General features: G+C 67.0%; 10 protein-coding genes. 2 read left to right on the top strand and 8 right to left on the bottom strand.

Annotated features, from left to right (window positions below; translation table 11 throughout):
* Positions 1-10: 10 nt before the first annotated feature.
* From BF93_RS09310 to BF93_RS09285, 6 genes are all read right to left on the bottom strand, one after another.
* The gene (locus tag BF93_RS09310; RefSeq protein ID WP_038372200.1) at positions 11-904 is read right to left on the bottom strand and encodes a carbohydrate ABC transporter permease; all 894 of its coding nucleotides are present in this window, start codon (positions 902-904) and stop codon (positions 11-13) included.
* Entirely contained in the window at positions 897-1,835 is a 939-nt protein-coding gene (locus BF93_RS09305) for a carbohydrate ABC transporter permease (protein WP_232226300.1), read from the bottom strand. The genes BF93_RS09310 and BF93_RS09305 overlap by 8 nt, the downstream gene beginning before the upstream one ends.
* A 31-nt stretch (positions 1,836-1,866) precedes the next feature.
* On the bottom strand, positions 1,867-3,174 hold the full coding sequence (locus BF93_RS09300) for an ABC transporter substrate-binding protein (protein ID WP_038372199.1): 1,308 nt from the start codon (positions 3,172-3,174) through the stop codon (positions 1,867-1,869).
* 33 nt (positions 3,175-3,207) lie between these two features.
* Entirely contained in the window at positions 3,208-4,236 is a 1,029-nt protein-coding gene (locus BF93_RS09295; RefSeq protein ID WP_038372197.1) for a LacI family DNA-binding transcriptional regulator, read from the bottom strand.
* A gap of 261 nt (positions 4,237-4,497) precedes the next feature.
* On the bottom strand, positions 4,498-6,501 hold the full coding sequence (locus tag BF93_RS09290) for a DUF262 domain-containing protein (RefSeq protein ID WP_051486784.1): 2,004 nt from the start codon (positions 6,499-6,501) through the stop codon (positions 4,498-4,500).
* 1 nt (position 6,502) lies between these two features.
* Positions 6,503-7,867, bottom strand: coding sequence for a DUF262 domain-containing protein (locus BF93_RS09285; RefSeq protein ID WP_051486783.1), 1,365 nt, complete (start codon positions 7,865-7,867; stop codon positions 6,503-6,505).
* An 830-nt stretch (positions 7,868-8,697) separates the two neighbouring features.
* Here BF93_RS09285 and BF93_RS09280 point away from each other — a divergent pair.
* The gene (locus BF93_RS09280) at positions 8,698-9,804 is read left to right on the top strand and encodes a hypothetical protein (protein ID WP_051486782.1); all 1,107 of its coding nucleotides are present in this window, start codon (positions 8,698-8,700) and stop codon (positions 9,802-9,804) included.
* A gap of 19 nt (positions 9,805-9,823) precedes the next feature.
* On the opposite strand, the gene BF93_RS09275 is transcribed toward BF93_RS09280, so the two are convergent.
* The gene (locus BF93_RS09275; RefSeq protein ID WP_051486781.1) at positions 9,824-11,974 is read right to left on the bottom strand and encodes a GmrSD restriction endonuclease domain-containing protein; all 2,151 of its coding nucleotides are present in this window, start codon (positions 11,972-11,974) and stop codon (positions 9,824-9,826) included.
* Between the two features lie 171 nt (positions 11,975-12,145).
* Positions 12,146-13,414 (bottom strand): hypothetical protein, encoded by a 1,269-nt coding sequence (locus BF93_RS19580; RefSeq protein WP_156954109.1) that lies wholly within the window; start codon positions 13,412-13,414, stop codon positions 12,146-12,148.
* A gap of 231 nt (positions 13,415-13,645) precedes the next feature.
* Between BF93_RS19580 and BF93_RS09265 the strand changes: the two genes are divergently transcribed.
* Positions 13,646-16,555: a DEAD/DEAH box helicase gene (locus tag BF93_RS09265; RefSeq protein ID WP_038372195.1), complete on the top strand. Its 2,910-nt coding sequence runs from the start codon at positions 13,646-13,648 to the stop codon at positions 16,553-16,555.

Raw genomic sequence — 16,555 nt, 5'->3', positions numbered from 1 at the left:
CTCCTTGGGGTTACTTCACGGCTCCGGCGGTGACGCCGTTGCTCAGGGTCCTCTGGAAGATGAGGAAGAAGAGGATGGTGGGCAGGAGGGACAGGAACGAGCCGGCGTTGACGACCGTCATGTCCACGGAGTGCTGGCCGCGCAGGGTGGCCAGGGCGATGGGGATCGTCTGCGCGCTCTGGTCGTTCAGCAGCACGACGGGGATGTAGAACTCGTTCCACGTCCAGATGAAGAAGAAGACCATGAGGACGGAGAGCGTCGGCCGGATCACGGGGACGACCACGGCCCAGAGGATCCGCCATCGGCCGGCCCCGTCCATGCGCGCGGCCTCCAGCAGCTCCTTCGGGAAGGTGCCCAGCACCCCGGACAGGAGGTAGGTGCCGAAGGCCCCCTGCAGCACCACGAAGATGACGGTCACCGACCAGATGGTGTTCAGCGTCCCGGTCGCCTGGGCGATGGAGAACAGCGGGTAGATGAGGGCCTCCTGCGGGATCATCGTGGCCAGCAGGAGCACGGCGAGCACGCCCGTGCGCATCCGGATGCGGCCGATGCCGATCGCGTAGGCGGCCAGCACCGAGACGAGGACGCCGAGCACCGCGACGAGCACGGAGATGACGACGGAGTTGGTGAGGGCCCGCGGGAAGTCGACGATCTCCAGGTAGCCCTGCACCGCTGCGAGGTCCAGGCGCTCCGGGAATGCCAGGGGACCGTGGGTGGAGTAGTCGGCCTGGCTCTTGAAGGCGTTCAGCAGCACGAGCAGGAACGGGGCGAGCACGAGGATGGCGCCGGCGACCGTGGCCGCCAGGACCAGCAGGGACAGCGGCCGGTAGCGGATGTGCGGGCCACGGCGGCGCGGCGTGGAGGCGCGCGCCGGCGACGCGGCGGGGGCGAGGGTGTCAGACATTCTCGGTCCTCCTCTGGAACCACAGCATCACCAGGGCGACCACGAGGATCACGCCCGCCATCACGGTGGCGATCGCGCTGCCGTAGCCGACCTGCGAGAGCTCGAAGAAGTTCCGGTAGGCGTAGTAGGACGGGACGACGGTCGATCCCTCCGGTCCGCCGCCGGTGAGGATGAGGATCGGGGCGAACACCTTCAGCGCCGCCACGGTCGCGGTGAGGGAGACGATGAAGATCTCCGGGCGGATCTCGGGGATGGTGATGCGCCGCAGCTGCTGGAGGAAGGACGCGCCGTCCAGATCGGCCGCCTCGTACAGCGAGGGGTCCACGCGCCCCAGCGCTGCCATGAAGATGACCAGCGGGTACCCCAGCTGGAGCCACATCATCATGAGCATGACGGTGAGGATCGCGATCCGGGGATCGCCCAGCCAGTCCGGTGGATTCGTGATGCCGAGCGTCCTCAGGGCGGAGTTCACCGCTCCCGCGTCGGTGTTCATCACCCAGCTCCAGATGAAGCCGGCCACCGCGATCGGCAGGATCTGCGGGAGGTAGAAGCTGCCGCGCAGGATGCTGGCGATCCGGCTGCCGTAGCGCGGGGCGACGAGGTTGAACAGGAGCGCCGCGATGACCAGGCCCAGCAGGGTCGGGACCACCACGATCGCGACGATCATGAGCAGCGAGTTGCGGAAGGACTTCCAGAAGTCCGCATCCTGCAGCAGATCGACGTAGTTCCCCAGGCCCACCCATTCCATCTCCGCGGCGCCGCCGCGCCAGGAGAACAGGCTGATCACCACGTTCGCGCCGAGCGGGATCAGCACGATGACGGCGAATCCGATCGCCATCGGCAGCAGGTAGGGCCAGTAGCTCTCGCGGCGGGCCGGAGGGCGACGGGCCTCGATCTCCGCTCGGGCCGGAGAGCTCGTCAGGGCGGTCATCGGGGACTCCTCCTCCGTGCGTGCAGGGTGGTCACTTCTGCGTGCCCTCGTCGTAGAAGGACTGCAGCGCCTCGAGGTACTCCTGCGCGGTCTCGTTGCCGTTGGACATGGCCTGCATGTGCTCCTGGATGAAATCGAGGAACCCGATCACCGGGTAGTCCGGGTAGTAGGAGAGCGTGTTGGCGTCCATGAGTTCGACGAAGCCCTCCGTGTACTCGCGAGTGCGCTCCTCGGTGATCGCTGAGGGATCTCCCGCGATGGGAAGGCCACCCAACCCGCCGATGAGGTTCTGCACCTCCTCGGAGAGCGTGATGTCGATCCACTCGTAGGCCAGCTCCTTGTTCCGCGCGCCCTCGGGGACGCCCCAGAGGTGGCCGGAGGAGCCCATGACGAGGTTCGCGCCGGGCATCGTCATCCAGCCCCAGGCGAAATCGGCCTCGGAGGCCGCGCGGTGGAACACGCCGTGGTTCCACATGACCATGGCGGCCTTCCCGCTGAGGAAGTTCACGGTGGCCTGCTCGAAGTTCAGGCCGGAGATGCCGGTGCCGACGTAGCCGCGCTCGATCCAGGCCTGGAAGCGTTCGGTGGCCTCCGCCCATGGGGCCGCGGAGAAGTCGACCGGGGCCTTCACGAACATGAAGTCGTCGATCTGGTCGCGGGTGGCGATCGCGCACACCAGTGAGTACCAGATCCACATCTGGTTGAAGCCCTGGCTGGTCGCGGCGGAGCTCGCGATGGGCGTGATGCCGGCGGCGAAGAAGGTGTCCATCGCCGCCTCGAGGCCGTCGAGGTCCGTGATGTCGGGGGAGACCCCGTGCTGGTCGAAGAGGTCCTGGTTGTAGAAGAAGGTGACGTACTCGCCGATGTTCGGGATCCCGTACCAGGGCCCGGAGCCTGCCATGCCGTCCTCGTACTGGCAGAAGGAGCGCATGGACTCGGTGACCTTCGCGTCCCATCCCCGGGAGCTGACCTGCTCGGTGAGGTCGGTGAGCAGGCCCTGGGCGGCGAGCTGCCCGCCGTCCGCATTGCCCTTGTTGAACTCGATGACGTCGGGGACGTCCTTGCCGGACAGGGTGATCTTGGCGTTCTGGCGGACGGCGTCGAAGCTGGTCTGCTGGAAGTCGACGGTGACCTCGGGGTGCTTCTCCTGGAACAGCTCGAGCGCCCGCTTCCAGCCCTGGCCCTGCGCGGTGGTGGGGTCCTCGTACTGGAGGATCGTCAGTGAGGTGCCGTCCTCCTGCTCGCCGGCGGAGCCGCAGGCGGCGAGGCCTGTGGACAGGGCGGGGACTGCGGCGGCGGTGCCGAGGGCGCCGAGGGTCTGGCGACGGGTGAACGTCATCGTTCTGCCTTTCACGGGGTGGTGGTGGGTGGATCAGATCTGAGGGACGACGGAGTCGCGGAGGATGAGCGGGCAGGGCACCTTGATGCGCTGCGGGCCCTCGCGGGGGTTCTCGATGCGATGGACCAGCTGGTGCACGGCCTCGGCGCTCATCTGCTGGTGGGGCAGCTCGACGGTGGACAGCCGCGGGCTGAAGAACTCGGAGGTGTACTCGACGTTGTCGAAGCCGACGATGCTCAGGTCCTCGGGGAGTCCCAGGCCGTGGGCCCGGGCCGCCTGGGCGACGCCGAAGGCGGTGCGGTCCGAAAAGCAGAACAAGGCCGTGGGCCGACGCGCAGCATCGCGGGCGAGCAGCTCGCGTGCCGCGGCCTCCCCGGCGGTGATCGACGGATCCGCGGCGTCGACGATCAGCGGGCTCGCCCCGGCACCCAGGTGCTCGCGCACCGCCTCGCGGAAGCCGCGCTCGCGCAGATGCCGGGCGAGGTAGCGGTCATCTTTCACACCGATGTACCCGACATGGGTGTGCCCGGCCCGCAGCAGATGGGCCGTCGCCTCGTAGGAGCCCTGGACCTCATCGGCGATCACCTCGGTGACCACGGGATTCGATCCGGTGCTGATGCAGTCCAGGAAGACGAACGGCGTCGTGTCCGGCACCTCGGGGATGGACCGGCGGCGGTAGTAGTCGGCCGCGAAGATGATGCCGTCCACATCCCGCTGCAGCGCGGTCTCGATCGCCTCGTCCTCCGCGCCCGGGGCCGCCGAGACGGGGATCGTGATGAGGATGTACCCGGCCTCGGTCGCCGCGGCCTGCGCCCCGCCCGTCATCGCCGAGAGGAACGGATCATCCGGCGTGGTGCGGCAGATCAGGGCGATCGCGTGGCTCTTGTTGAGCTTCAGCCCCAGCGCGTGGAGGTTCGGCCGGTAGCCCATCCTGTCCGCGGTCTCCCGGATCCTCTCGGCCAGCGGCGGGTTCACCCGTCCCTGGTCCTTGTGGTTCACGGCCAGCGAGACCGTGGAGACCGAGATGCCGAGCTCCGCGGCGATGTCCCGCATCCGGACCATGGCGAGCCCCTTCCTGGCGTGTCGTCAATCGATTGATGACGGACGCTAGGAGCGTCAAACGGTTGACGCAACGGAGAGTGCCCTGTGACGCAGAGCACAGTAGCCTTCGGCCGTGATTCGTCGAACGGATGGGCACCACGTACTCAGGTCCCGATCGCGAACCCCCAGCCGGCACGCAAAAACGCCCTGGCACCGGAGTTCTACGTCGCGATATTCATGCAGAACGCGACTGGGCTGAGCCTGAAGAAGATCATCATCTGGTCACGCCATAGTTCGCGCGTGGTGGGATTTGTCGAGGTTCCGCCGCAGCACCCCCACCATCTCCTCATGGTGGGCGCGGATGTCCTGATCACTCCACCCGCCGGCCTTGGCGCGCCGCGCCATGAGCTCGAGCTTCAGACTCTGGCGACGTGCGGCGGCGTTGTTCGCCTTCTCCTGCGGTTGGTAGTTGGAGAACTTCGAGTTCGCGCTCACCGTCACCAGCGCGAGGTTCCCGAGCGTCTCGAGGAGCTCGCGGTCCTCTACGTGGTAGGCGCTCGAGACGTGTTCGGAGTCCTCCGTGCGCGGGGAGAAGTGCTCGATCGACGTCCGGTAGCTGAACGTGAAGTCCCAGCTGTTCATCGTCTCCACGAGCAGGTAGTCGAGGTAGGTGAAGACGATGCGTGGCACCCCGAACCCGAGCGGCGTGCCGTCCGCTGCGACCTCATCCGGTGCCGACACGGGGAAGAGCGCCTGCGCGACCCGCTCACGGGTGAACGCCTCGAGGTGCTCGAGCAAGCCCGCCCCGTCGACGCGGGCGCCGCGAGCCGCACATTCGGTGGCGTATCGCAGCACCTCGGTCATCCAGTGCATCGATCGTGGGGACGTGTAGGTGATCCGCAGAGCTGACTGCAGCAGCAGGAGTCTGCGGTGCACGCTGCGGGGGCCGGCACCGAACTCATCGGAGGCGAACGCCGGCTGGTAACGAGGTGAGGTCTTGCCATTGGACGTACCCTGCACGACGCGCGACAGCGACCAGCTTCCGGGCTCCTCGTCGCTCGAGGACTCGTGGGCGCTGGTCAGCGTCGCATCGCGTTTGAGGACGCACCGGTCGAACAGGAAGCGGGTGCGCAGGAGGTCGGTCGTGAACGAGCGGACCCACGCCTCCTGGGCGCCGGCGTCCTTGCCTCCCAGTTCGTCGGTGAATCGACGGATCAGCAGCTTGTCGTCGAGATCCCGATCGCTCGTGACGGTGCCTGTATCGGGACGTTGGACGGCCAGCACATGGAGCAGCAGCGTGGCGAAGGAGATCTGCGAGCTGAACCTTTCGCTGTCGTCGGAGCCCGTCTCGATCCGTGCCTCCGGCGCCTGGGCGTAGGTGGTGATCGCGTCCTCGAAGGCAAGAGAGCCCGTGACGAGGGCCGATGCGGTCCCGACGGTCTTGTCGGCGCCTGGGGAACGGTCTATCAGCTGCGTTCGCAGCGTGGAGAAGTCGGCGGTCGGTGCGTCGTCCCAGTCCGGTCCGAACACCTGGCGGCGCCACTCGGTGCTGTCCGGGGTGACGGTCATAGAGACGTAGTGGTCCATGTCGGAGCAGGCGGTCCACACCTTGTTCAGCAGCGCCCTGTCGGCGTCGCCGGTGAGGCAGCGCAGCAGTCGAGCTTTGACGATGTCGACGGGGCTGAGTTGTAGTCCGCGCGTGTTCATGACCTCGAAGTACCGGTTGAGGTCCCTGGAGCGAACGGGCATGCGGATCAGCTTCACCCGGGTGAGCAGGTAGTCCACGAAGTCGGACTCCTCGAGCCGACGCGTCAGCTCGTTGTCGTGGAGCCGCAGCTCGATCCGTCGCCGCGCGCGGAGGATGCCCGCGTCCTCATGTTCGCGGTCCTCGTTCTCGTGCTGCGGGGCGAGAATCCCGCGGAGTGCGAGTGTCGACTTCTCCCGGGACTCGTAGGTCAGCGGATGCAGCTCGCCGATCGGATGCTGGTGCTCGCTCAGCTTCATCAGCAGGATGTACAGGGTGGTCAGGCGCTGCTGACCGTCGATGACGTCGAAGGGGTCGTCCACGTGCACCGGCGGTGCGACGACGAGGTTCCCGAGGAAGTAGTCCTTCCAGACCGGGCGCTCGGCCTCGTCGAGGACGTCGTCGATCAGCCGGTCGATCTGCTCCTCGCCCCAGGTGTAGTTTCGCTGGTACAGGGGGATCTGGTACTTCACGGAGCTCGAGCTGAAGAGCTCGCCGATGGTCACGGCGATCGCGGCGTCGGCCGCGGCGGTCGTGGACATGTCAGATCCCCTCGTTCAGCAGGCGACGGAGCGTGACGTCGTCCTCGTGGTCGTTCCTGGTGGACAGCGGGACCTCGAGGTCCGTGAGCCGCAGGCCTGAGGGATCCAGCGCATCGCGCATCGCGGCGAAGAGGTTCACGTGGACGAGACCGTCGAGGTCGGGCGCCCTGCCGAGGGCGTAATTGTCGGTGGACCGCCAGGTGAGCCGGTCGTAGCTGAGACGCGGAGTGTAGGCCCAGCGGAAGAGCTGCTGGCGGACGAGCGGAAAGTTCTGCTCCCCGTACTTGTTCGTGTAATACAGCGCCGCGGCGAGGAACAGCTCGCGCGAGAACCGGTAGCGGCGCCCGTCGCGGAGGTTCTCGAGGGTGGGATCCTGCTCGGCGCTGGGCAAGTCTCGCCGGTAGAGAAGGGTGGAGAGCCGCCGGGACTCCTCGAGCATGAACGCCGCAAAGTCGAAGAACGGGCGCCCGGCGGCGACGGGCGTGTCAAGCTGGTGCCGGGCTCGCTTCAGATCGCGGGCCTGATCGGGTGCGGCGTCGAGATGCGACCACTGCTGAAGGCCCGGGAGGATCGCCTTCGCCGCACGGTGGTACTCGGCGCCGGGAAGCCGGCGGGTGGAGCGGCTGACTCCCTTGAACAGGCCGATGTCCTCCGCCGTGAAGGCATGAGCGGAGAGATTCCGACTCCACCAGTGGATGCGAGCCAGGTAAGTGCTGAAGAGCTGGTCGAGCTCGTTCTCGTCGGCGGCCTCCCATTGCTCGACGACAGCGCGCTGCTCGGCGGCGCTCGAACCGGACATCTCGCGAAGGTGGTAGGCCTTCAGTAGGTCGTGCGGTCGCAGCGCCTTGCCGCGGAAGTTCTGCGAGTCGAAGAACTGGAACGCCTCATCCTCGTCGTCCGTGACGATCCGCAGCACCGTGGCGCCGTGCTCGACGAAGTCGCGGAAGCAGTCGCGCTTCAGCTGGTCCTCGAACTGTTGAGTGAGCCGCTCGAGCTCCCGGTACACCCCGTGCAGCGCAGTCTCCCCGCTGCGCAGCACCGGGATCTCGCCGCCGCGAAGCAGGGTGCGCAGCAGGTGGAGGGTGATCAGCCGCTGCTGACCATCGACCACGTCGTCGTGCCCGTAGCCGTCGCGCCGAAGGAGGATTACGGTGCCCATGATGTAGGGATGCTCGGAGTGCTCATCGGGGGAGTGGCCCTCTGGAAGCTCTCGGTGCGCATGCATGAGGTCGTTGACGAGGTCGGCGGCGTTGCTGGACGTCCACGAATACGGGCGCTGGAAGTCCGGAATTCGCAGGGGCTGGGCCCGGGTTCCGAACAAGTCGTCGACCGTCAGGAACCCGAGCGCGTCGGCGAGGATCGTCATGAAACCGGACGATACCGAAGGGGAGCGACATCGTGGGCGGTGGCGCCGGCGAGTCGGCGAGTCACGAGGGCACGGCGGCGTCCTCCGCGCAGAGTCCGCGGCACGGCATCCACGTCCGTCTGAGGCCTGCCGTACGGTTCCTACATGACGAAGCGGAAAAAGTTGGAGCAGTACATCGCGGTGTCGAGCGGGAACTGATACGCAAAGCTCGCCCTCACCGGTCCAGTGCTCGGTGATATCGGTCAGCCACAGCTTGTTGACGTCATCGGCAACGAAGTCCCGTTCCACGAGGTCGTCTTCTACGGGCGGACCCGGGCGATTGCCGTTCTTGACGCGCTTCTTCCCGAACACTGACCACCGCTGATTGTCTCGCGGGCGAGCCGCGTCACCGCAGGGGACGGGAAGACCTTCAACCCAGGGTTCTACCGGGACGGCGACACGAGATTCGAGACGAGTGCGCGCATCGACACGCTGCGCGCCACCGGGCCGGACGTCGTGGCTCTGCTCGGGCACGCCCTGCGCCATCTTGTGGGTGCGGCCCAGTCAGCCACCACGACGCCGGGTTGACTGCAAGCGGCCACGGCGGGGCGGCACCTCGCGACCTGAGGCTGGACTCGTGCGCTCTGCGGCTGGACCGAAACTGCCGGGAAGGTCCATGAACTCGAGGCATCAGAACCTCTGGCAGTCGACCGCGGGAAAGCAGGGATCTCGCGGGGTCGAGACGAAGGCGTGGCATCGGTGGCCGACGGAGATGTGCGTCGGCGGAAGCGCCTATCCTGCCCGCAGGCCCGGCAACACATGGCGGGCACAGGGGCGAAGAGGGGAAGGCCATGCCAGAGGACGACATGCTGCAGTCAGGGACGAACGACGTGGCGCTCCCGGAAGACCAGTTCTCGGATGAGGACGAGGAACTCCCCGAGTCGCAGCGGATGGAGGCAGAGAAGTTCGCGCTCGAGTTCCTCGGCAAGGTCATCCGCCTGAGGGGCGTCCGGATCGACCGCGAGCACTTCCTGACAGCCGAACTCCATCGTCGGGGCCTCGGAACGACGGCCATCGAGCGGGCGCTCGCGGAGAGTCCCGCTGCTGCCGGGATCCCCCTGGAGGAGCTCGACCGCATCGCCGCTTCCGTCGTGGAGTTCGAGACCCGGAAATCCACGGCGATGTCGTTCGCGGCGGGGATACCCGGAGGGTTCGCGATGATCGGCACCATCCCCGGTGACGTCACGCAGTTCTACGTCCACGCCTTCCGCATCATGCAGAAGGTCGCGTACGTGTACGGGTGGAAGGACCTTCTCACCGACGTCGACGCCGTCGACGACGAGACCTTGGGCAAGCTGGCGGCCTTCCTCGGCGTGATGATGGGAGTCGGTGGTGCGTCGGCCACGGTCACCAACTTCGCCTCGAGCGTGGCCCGCCCCGCCGTGCAGAAGCAGATCGCCGGGGTCGCCCTCACGAAGACCAGTTGGTACGTCCCGATGAAGAACGTGCTGCGAGTCATCGGGGTGAAGCTCACGAAAGACAGCTTCGCGAAGGCCACCTCGAAAGTGGTGCCCGTCGCCGGAGGGGTCATCTCCGGAGGTCTCACCTACACCACGCTGCGCCTGCAATCTCGACGGCTCATCAAGCACCTGCGGCAGCTGCCGCCGCCAGGCGTCGATGCCGAAGAGTACTTGGCACGACTCCACGCCGTCGACGAAACAGAGGCCGAGAAAGCCGGAGCTTCCTTGCAGGTCAGGATCTCCACGGCGGCGGGTTCTCTGAGAGACCGCCTGCCCTCACCGCGAGCCGAGGAGAACGCGGGTGGCCGTGCCCGCGCGGCGGCGAAGGAGGCCGGCGCAAGAGCGGAACGAGCCGTCGGCTCGGTGAAGGGACGCGTTGACGCGTTGTTCACCAGGAAGACGCGGGGCGGGGAAGCCGGAGCTGACGAAGTCGAGTAGGACGAGGAGGCAGCCTCGCTCAGTCTTCCGTTCCCGAGCCCCGCCTGGTCCGATCCCTCTGCTCATCCACCAGTTTCCGGTACTCGTTCTTCAGTGCGTTGAGCCGCCGGCCGTCGGGCAGCTGCCAGAAGGTCCAGCCGTTCGCGGAGCCGCCACGCACATGTGCGGCGGAACCCGATGGCGAGTCGAAGGGGACGCCGTCGACCTCGATCCGGCCGTCGGCCAGGACCACGGCGACCACGTCCCGGTCGCCCCTCGGGCGCAACCGCGTGCCCGGGGCGACGAGGCCGGCGGCGACGATGCGACGGAAGTCGATCCAGGCCGCATCGCTCTGGCCCTTGCGTGCCTCGGGCACGATGGAGTGCCCGTCGGGAGCCGGCCAGGTACGGATCAGGGCGTCGATGCTCGCGCCGGTCCTTCGGTCGATGCTCTCCTCGTCCCAGCCATCGGCGTCGCGCAGCGGGCGGTTGACCAGGAGCACGTCGTGCCGGGTGAGGACCTCGCGCTTCCCGCCGGCTCCGGACCACGCCCGGTTCGAGAGGGACGAGTTCAGCGGTGTGGTCAGCAGCGTGAGGTTCCCGAGCCGGTGGATGCGTGCGTCGCGCTCGATCTCCTCCTGCTCCGTGGCGACTGGCCAGTTCTGCCGCCACCGTCGCGGAAGGATGTGCTCGATGTTCATCGTGTCCCGGGGGACGCGGCTTCCGCTCCACGCGCCCTGGCCCGAGGTGTAGCCCCGGGCATCGTCCTCGATCGCCTCGAGGACCATCCGGAGTCGCGAACGGGACAGCTTGCGGTAGATCGGCACCTCGTGCAGCTCCCTGCGCAGCTCATCGTCGGACGGCCAATAGGTGGCGGGACTGTCCAGACGCTGCAGATGGTCTCTCACTGTCAGCGCGACGGCGTCCGGGGCCGAACGCTTGAGCTCCGTGATCAGGTGCGCGACGGTGCGGGAGACGTCTGCGGAGGGGAGCCCGAGGATGGCGCGTCGGATCACCCAGCTCTCGAACCAGGTGAGCGCTGCTTCGGCCTCGCGAGGGGGAACGTTGTTGGCCGGATCGAACAGCCACAGAGCGAAAGGGGCGACCGTGCGCATATCGGCCGCAAGGGTGCGGTAGAAGAAGAGTTCGACCGTACTGACGGGCCGCTCTTTCGCCTGCGCCGCGCGGATCCACTGCTGATATTCGACCGCGCGATCGTGAAGGTCCTGGACGATGTCGAGGACCGTTCCCGTGTTCTCGTACGTCAGCCAGTGCTTGAATCGGGCGAAGGTCGCCGGGGTGCGCACCTCCTCGCCGGTGCGGGCGACGAGCCAGTGGTTGAGGAACAGGGAGACGTGCGGGATGGTGAACCGGCCGAGGCGGACCTCCGAGGTCCAGAAGGTCTCGTCGAACAGGCTCCAGTTCTGCTCATAGGCTCGGCCGATGTCGGAACCTTCCGCCTCGAGCCTCTGGAAGACCAGGTTCTTGGCGAGGTCGGCCTGCGTGAGGGGCGTGCCCCGCGCGTTGAGGGTCTCGAAGATGGACTGGGAGTCCTCCGTCGCGTCGAGGCTGATGACGACGATCTCCAAGCCCTGCATGAGAGAGGTGGCGAGTGCCCAGGAGCGCTGAATGGAGTCCTCCGGGGTGCCCTCCGCCAGCCACGCGGAGGCTCTGCCGTAGAAGAACAGGTAGGCCGACGTGATCAGGTGCGGCGAATCGGAGGTGCCGATCTCGGTCGGGGAGCTGGCGACCATGACCTCTTGGAAGGGCGTCCCATCGCTGTTGGTGTGGCGCACCTTGAGCCGGTCCACGCCCTCGATGCCGAGGCCCTCGTCGTGGAGCGTCAGCTTGCGGAGGTTGTTCGCGGGCGCGGCGTGCCCCAGGTCGCGCATCGCGGCGCTGCACGCGTTCAGCAAAAGCTGGAGAGTCGTCAAGCGCTGCTGCCCGTCGATAAGGGCGTACTCGCTGACGAAACCCATCGCTCGGAGGTGCCTTTGCATCACTACGGCACCCAGGAAGTGAGTTGCCGAGGGAGCCTGAGTCATTCTCAGGTCGACGAGGCGCTCGACGTCCTCCTCCAGCGGTGTCCACTGCCGCTCCTCGGTCCACACGTACGGGCGCTGGAAGAGGGGGATGACGAGCGTCTGCGGCAGATGGAACAGCTTGCCCGGATCCTGTACGTGCGTCTCCATGGTCCGACTCTATGCAGAGCGGCGACATTCAGGGGCGAGTCCCGAGAGCCGGCACCCGTCGTGCTCGCAGGCGGGACGTGCTCGACACCGTCTAAGAAGAGCGATCGTGCGTCGCAACGGTGCTGATCGGATGCCGTTCGGCCGGAGCTGCAGAACGCTCGCTTGGAACGTTCAGTCCCATCGTGGCCGAGAAGCGACGTGCTCTTGAACGTTGAACGTCCAACGAACTTCGATCTTCCCTGGACCCTCACGATCCTCTTCCGTGCTCTCGTCGTAGGAGATGAGCCAAGGTTTGAAAAATTCTTCGGGTGGCGCCGAGTACCTTCGAGCGTCTCTCTCGTCGTGCTCCCAGATCATTGGGGTTCCGGATCCTGCGGGGGTAATGCGAAGCGGGCCATCGCCCGGCCAGTCCATTGCCTGCAGCCACACGGAAACGCTCCCGCCAGATATCAATAGTGAGCTGAAATCGACCCATAGGTTGGTCCCGTTCGGCCGGTATATGTGCTCGAGGTAGTCAGGCTCCAGTGTCGAGGCAATAAACTTGCAGAAGTCCACAAATCGGTTGGATGGATTGTGGAGCGCATATGCGGCATCCCACTCGCTCGAGTCGCGCTCGACTGCCGCAGAACGTCTCTCGGTGAGAATCAAATGGATCGCGGGATTTCGCTCCAGGTAGTTCGAGACTCCGATCGGGTGCACCGTCGAAGCTCCTGCAGGGGTGCGAGGCAGTTGGAAGGGGCCGATGGTCCGAGCGAGGCCGAGTCGGCTCATCCCGGATTCGAGTCGGCGGAACCACGGTGGGCGCTGGATGGATTCTGCGAGATAGATGGCGATGAGCGGTTCCGGTGGGATGCTCAGCTCGAGGCATTGGGCCTCGATCCTGGACAGGTCTTCCCGCGAACGTCGCAACGCCTTCTTCACCACCTCGTCCATCTGGTTGCTGTTGAGCTCCAGTGAGCGTCCGATAAGTGTCAGGGCGGCGACGAAGAGTGCAGTGATGATCGCTTCAGAGATGCTCGACGCGTCGGGGAGGACCTTGTCGGCGAGTGGAATCAGCAGTACTCCCGCGGGCACCGATAGTGTCACGATGAGGGCAGAGGCTGTGAGCCATCCGAGATCAGACGGTGAGAGCTTGCGGTTATATGTTCGTCGGTTGCCGATCTTGAGTGCTGAAGATATTGCAATGTAACTGAGGGTCAGTACGACTGCAAATGTCCAGATATTCGATCCCGGCCAGCGGGACGCATAGGTTCCGAAGAAGACGGTCGTCACGATGACGGGTATCGCCCTGAACGTGACATAGAACCAGATCGAGCTTGAGATGAGGGCGCCGAAGGCGTCTTCGGGTCCGAAGTATAGTCGTGGCCACGAAGTTCGAATCAGCTGGTACAGTCCCACGACCGCAAGGGCGGCAACGAATCCGATAATCGCGCTCGACATGGCCACTTCCTTCTTGGTCGCGCCGCGACCCGGTCTGGTGAGGCAACGGGCGGGATGGCACGGACGGATCCCCAGGTCCGTGCCGCCGCAGTCCTTGGAAGATACCCCTGAGCTACGCAGCTGTCAGCCGTATCGCCGGCGTCTCGCTGTGTCCGTCCCTTGCCCTGACCAGCACCTGTCCCCTCCGTGCCTTAAGGTCAGAAGGACGACGTAGCCAGGGGAAGGGGCGCAGTGGACGCACAGGTGGTCGAGGGGGAGGCGAGCGTGATCTCGCCCGGCTCGCTGGTCGTGGTGCGCGACGAGACCTGGTTGGTCACCGCCGTGGAGGACACGGCGGATGGTCCCCTGTACTCCGTCCGCGGCGTCAGCGACTTCGTGAAGGATCAGTCGTCCGCGTTCTACGCCAGCATCGACACGGTTCGTGCGCTGAACCCGGAGGACGCCCGCGTGGTCGCCGACACCTCCCCGCGCTACCGCCGCACCCGCCTGTGGATCGAGGCGACGTTGCGCAAGAGCCCCGTCCCGGTGGACCACCCGGGTCTGACGGTCGCCGCCGACATGCTCGCCGACGAGCTCCCGTACCAGCGCGAAGCCGTGGAGCTGGCACTGGACCCCGAGCGCGCGCGCCCCCGCGTACTGATCGCCGATGCGGTGGGCCTTGGCAAGACCCTCGAGATCGGCATGATCCTGGCGGAGCTGATCCGCCGCGGGAAGGGCCGTCGCATCCTCATCGTGTGCCCGCGCCACGTGCTTGAGCAGATGCAGCACGAGCTGTGGACCCGTTTCGCGATTCCGTTCGTCCGCTTGGACTCCGAGGGCGTGCAGCAGGTCAAGCAGAAGCTGCCGGTCTCACGGAACCCGTTCACCTTCTTCGAGAAGGTGATCATCTCGATGGACACCCTGAAGCAGGACCGCTTCGTCCACGACCTGCGCCACCACCGCTGGGACGCGGTGGTGATCGACGAGTCCCACAACGTCACCAACCAGTCCACGCAAAACAACCAGCTCGCCCATGTCCTCGCCCCGAACACGGACGCGCTGATCCTGGCCTCGGCCACCCCGCACAACGGCAGCAACGACTCCTTCGCGCAGCTGATCAGCCTGCTCGAGCCCACCGCGGTCTCCCCGAAACGGGAGATCGCCGAGGGCGCCACGCAGCGCCTCATGATCCGACGGCACCGTTACTCCGAGTCCGTCAAGGACGTGGTGGGCGAGAACTGGGCCGAGCGCCGCCCGCCGGAGCTGTTGCCCATCGAGCCGTCCCCGCAGGAGCTCGCCGTCGCCCAGGAGATCGCGGCGACCTGGACCCATCCTGCCTCCGGCTCGGGGCCGATGTCCGGCCGCGGGAGCCAGCTGTTCCCGTGGACCCTCGCCAAGGCGTTCCTGTCCTCCCCGGTCGCCCTCGCCGAGACCCTCAGCAACCGCACTCGCGAGCTGCTCGCCAAGGCGCAGGCGGACTCCCTCGACCAGATCCTGCCCACCAGCGCCTACGCCGCGGAGGCCGCCGCCCTGGGCCGCCTGGCCACCCTGAACGAGGCCTGCATCCCCGAGGGGACCGCGCCACGCTCGGGCAAGTACCGGGCCCTCGTGGACCTGCTGCGCGACAAAGGCGTCTCCCGCACCTCGCCGGAGCGCGTGGTGGTCTTCGCCGAGCGAGTGGCGACCCTCAAGTGGCTGCGCACCCACCTGCTCGAGGACCTGGGCATGCGGGACGAGCGGATCGCCGTCCTCCACGGCGGCCTCACCGATGTGGATCAGCAGCGGGTGGTGGAGTCCTTCAAGCAGTCGTCCTCGCCCATCCGCGTGCTGATCACCGGGGACATCGCCTCCGAGGGCGTGAACCTCCACGCCCAGTGCCACGAGCTGGTCCACTTCGACGTGCCGTGGTCGCTGATCCGCATCGAGCAGCGCAACGGCCGCATCGATCGCTACGGCCAGCGCACGCCTCCGCAGATCACCGCGCTGTTGCTGGACCTCTCCCGGATCGACGGCTTCGATGGCGACATCTACGTGCTGCGCCGCCTGCTGCAGCGGGAGAAGGAGGCGCACGAACAGCTGGGTGATGCCGCCTCCCTCATGCAGAAGTACGACGCCGCCGCGGAGGAGCGCGCCCTCATCGACGTGCTGCGCAGCGCCGTCCCCGTCGACGAGGTCCTCCCGGACGTCTCCTCCGTGAACCCCCTCGGCGACTTCCTCGCGGCCCTGCTCGCGGAGGACCAGCCCGCACCGCGCCGCCGCGACGGGCACCGCGCCCAGCGCGAGGAGTCCTTCACCACGGGCCTGTTCCACAGCGACGCGGACTTCCTGCTGAACGGCCTGACGGAGCTGCACCCCGAACCCGGCCGGCCCGTCGCCCAGGGCGGCGTGGGCCTCGAGCTTGACCAGGCGACCGGGCTCATCCAGTTCACCCCGCGGGAGGACCTGATCCGCCGCCTGGAGCACCTGCCGCAGTCCTACCTGAAGGACCGGCGCGTGCTGGAGACCGTGCGGCTCACCTCCCGGCGGGACGTCGCCTCCCAGCGCCTGCGCGCCGCCCTCACCGACGACACCGGCACCAACTGGCCCGACGTGCACTACCTGGGCCCGCTGCACCCCGTCCTCGACTGGATCAGCGACCGCACCCTGGCGGGCCTGCCCAGCGGTCAGGTGCTCGCCATACACGGTGAGGTGGACCGCCCCTGGGTGATCTTCCAAGGCACGCTCACCACCGAGCGAGGCCAGATCGTGTCCGCGTCCGTCCTGGGTATCGCCGATTATCAGGGCACTCCGCGCGCGGTGCCGCATACGACGCCCTCGGCCCTGTTCGAGGAGATCGGGCTGGGACCGGAGTCCGTCGGCACCGCAGTCGAGGACCCCGGCCGGTACCAGGCGCTGCTGCGCGCCGCCGTCCCTGTCGCCCGCACGTTCATGGAGGAGCAGATCTCCCCGGAGCTGAAGGCCCGCGCCCGGGCCCGCGTCGACCGTTGGGAGCAGGAGCAGCTGCGCTGGAAGGCCGATGCCGACCGCACTCGCGGCCAGTCGTCCCTGCGGCTGGCCACCCGTGATGCCATCGAGGTGGAGAAGAAGCTCGTCACCGGGATGGAACCGAAACGCACCTTCGTGCGCCCGCTGCTCGTCGTCGTCCCCCGCACGGAAGCCTGA

The sequence above is a fragment of the Brachybacterium phenoliresistens genome, from assembly GCF_000576425.1.
In the GTDB taxonomy this organism is placed as follows: Bacteria; Actinomycetota; Actinomycetes; order Actinomycetales; family Dermabacteraceae; genus Brachybacterium; species Brachybacterium phenoliresistens.
Note: the sequence above shows the minus strand (reverse complement) of the source record. Positions and strands in the feature narration are given on the sequence as shown.

Excerpts from the sequence above, each read along its gene's own strand:
- BF93_RS09275 (WP_051486781.1), bottom strand. The coding sequence starts at position 11,974 with ATGGAGACGCACGTACAGGATCCGGGCAAGCTGTTCCATCTGCCGCAG.
- BF93_RS09280 (WP_051486782.1), top strand. The coding sequence starts at position 8,698 with ATGCCAGAGGACGACATGCTGCAGTCAGGGACGAACGACGTGGCGCTC.
- BF93_RS09295 (WP_038372197.1), bottom strand. The coding sequence starts at position 4,236 with ATGGTCCGGATGCGGGACATCGCCGCGGAGCTCGGCATCTCGGTCTCC.
- BF93_RS09300 (WP_038372199.1), bottom strand. The coding sequence starts at position 3,174 with ATGACGTTCACCCGTCGCCAGACCCTCGGCGCCCTCGGCACCGCCGCC.
- BF93_RS09285 (WP_051486783.1), bottom strand. The coding sequence starts at position 7,867 with ATGACGATCCTCGCCGACGCGCTCGGGTTCCTGACGGTCGACGACTTG.
- BF93_RS09305 (WP_232226300.1), bottom strand. The coding sequence starts at position 1,835 with ATGACCGCCCTGACGAGCTCTCCGGCCCGAGCGGAGATCGAGGCCCGT.
- BF93_RS09290 (WP_051486784.1), bottom strand. The coding sequence starts at position 6,501 with ATGTCCACGACCGCCGCGGCCGACGCCGCGATCGCCGTGACCATCGGC.
- BF93_RS09310 (WP_038372200.1), bottom strand. The coding sequence starts at position 904 with ATGTCTGACACCCTCGCCCCCGCCGCGTCGCCGGCGCGCGCCTCCACG.
- BF93_RS19580 (WP_156954109.1), bottom strand. The coding sequence starts at position 13,414 with ATGTCGAGCGCGATTATCGGATTCGTTGCCGCCCTTGCGGTCGTGGGA.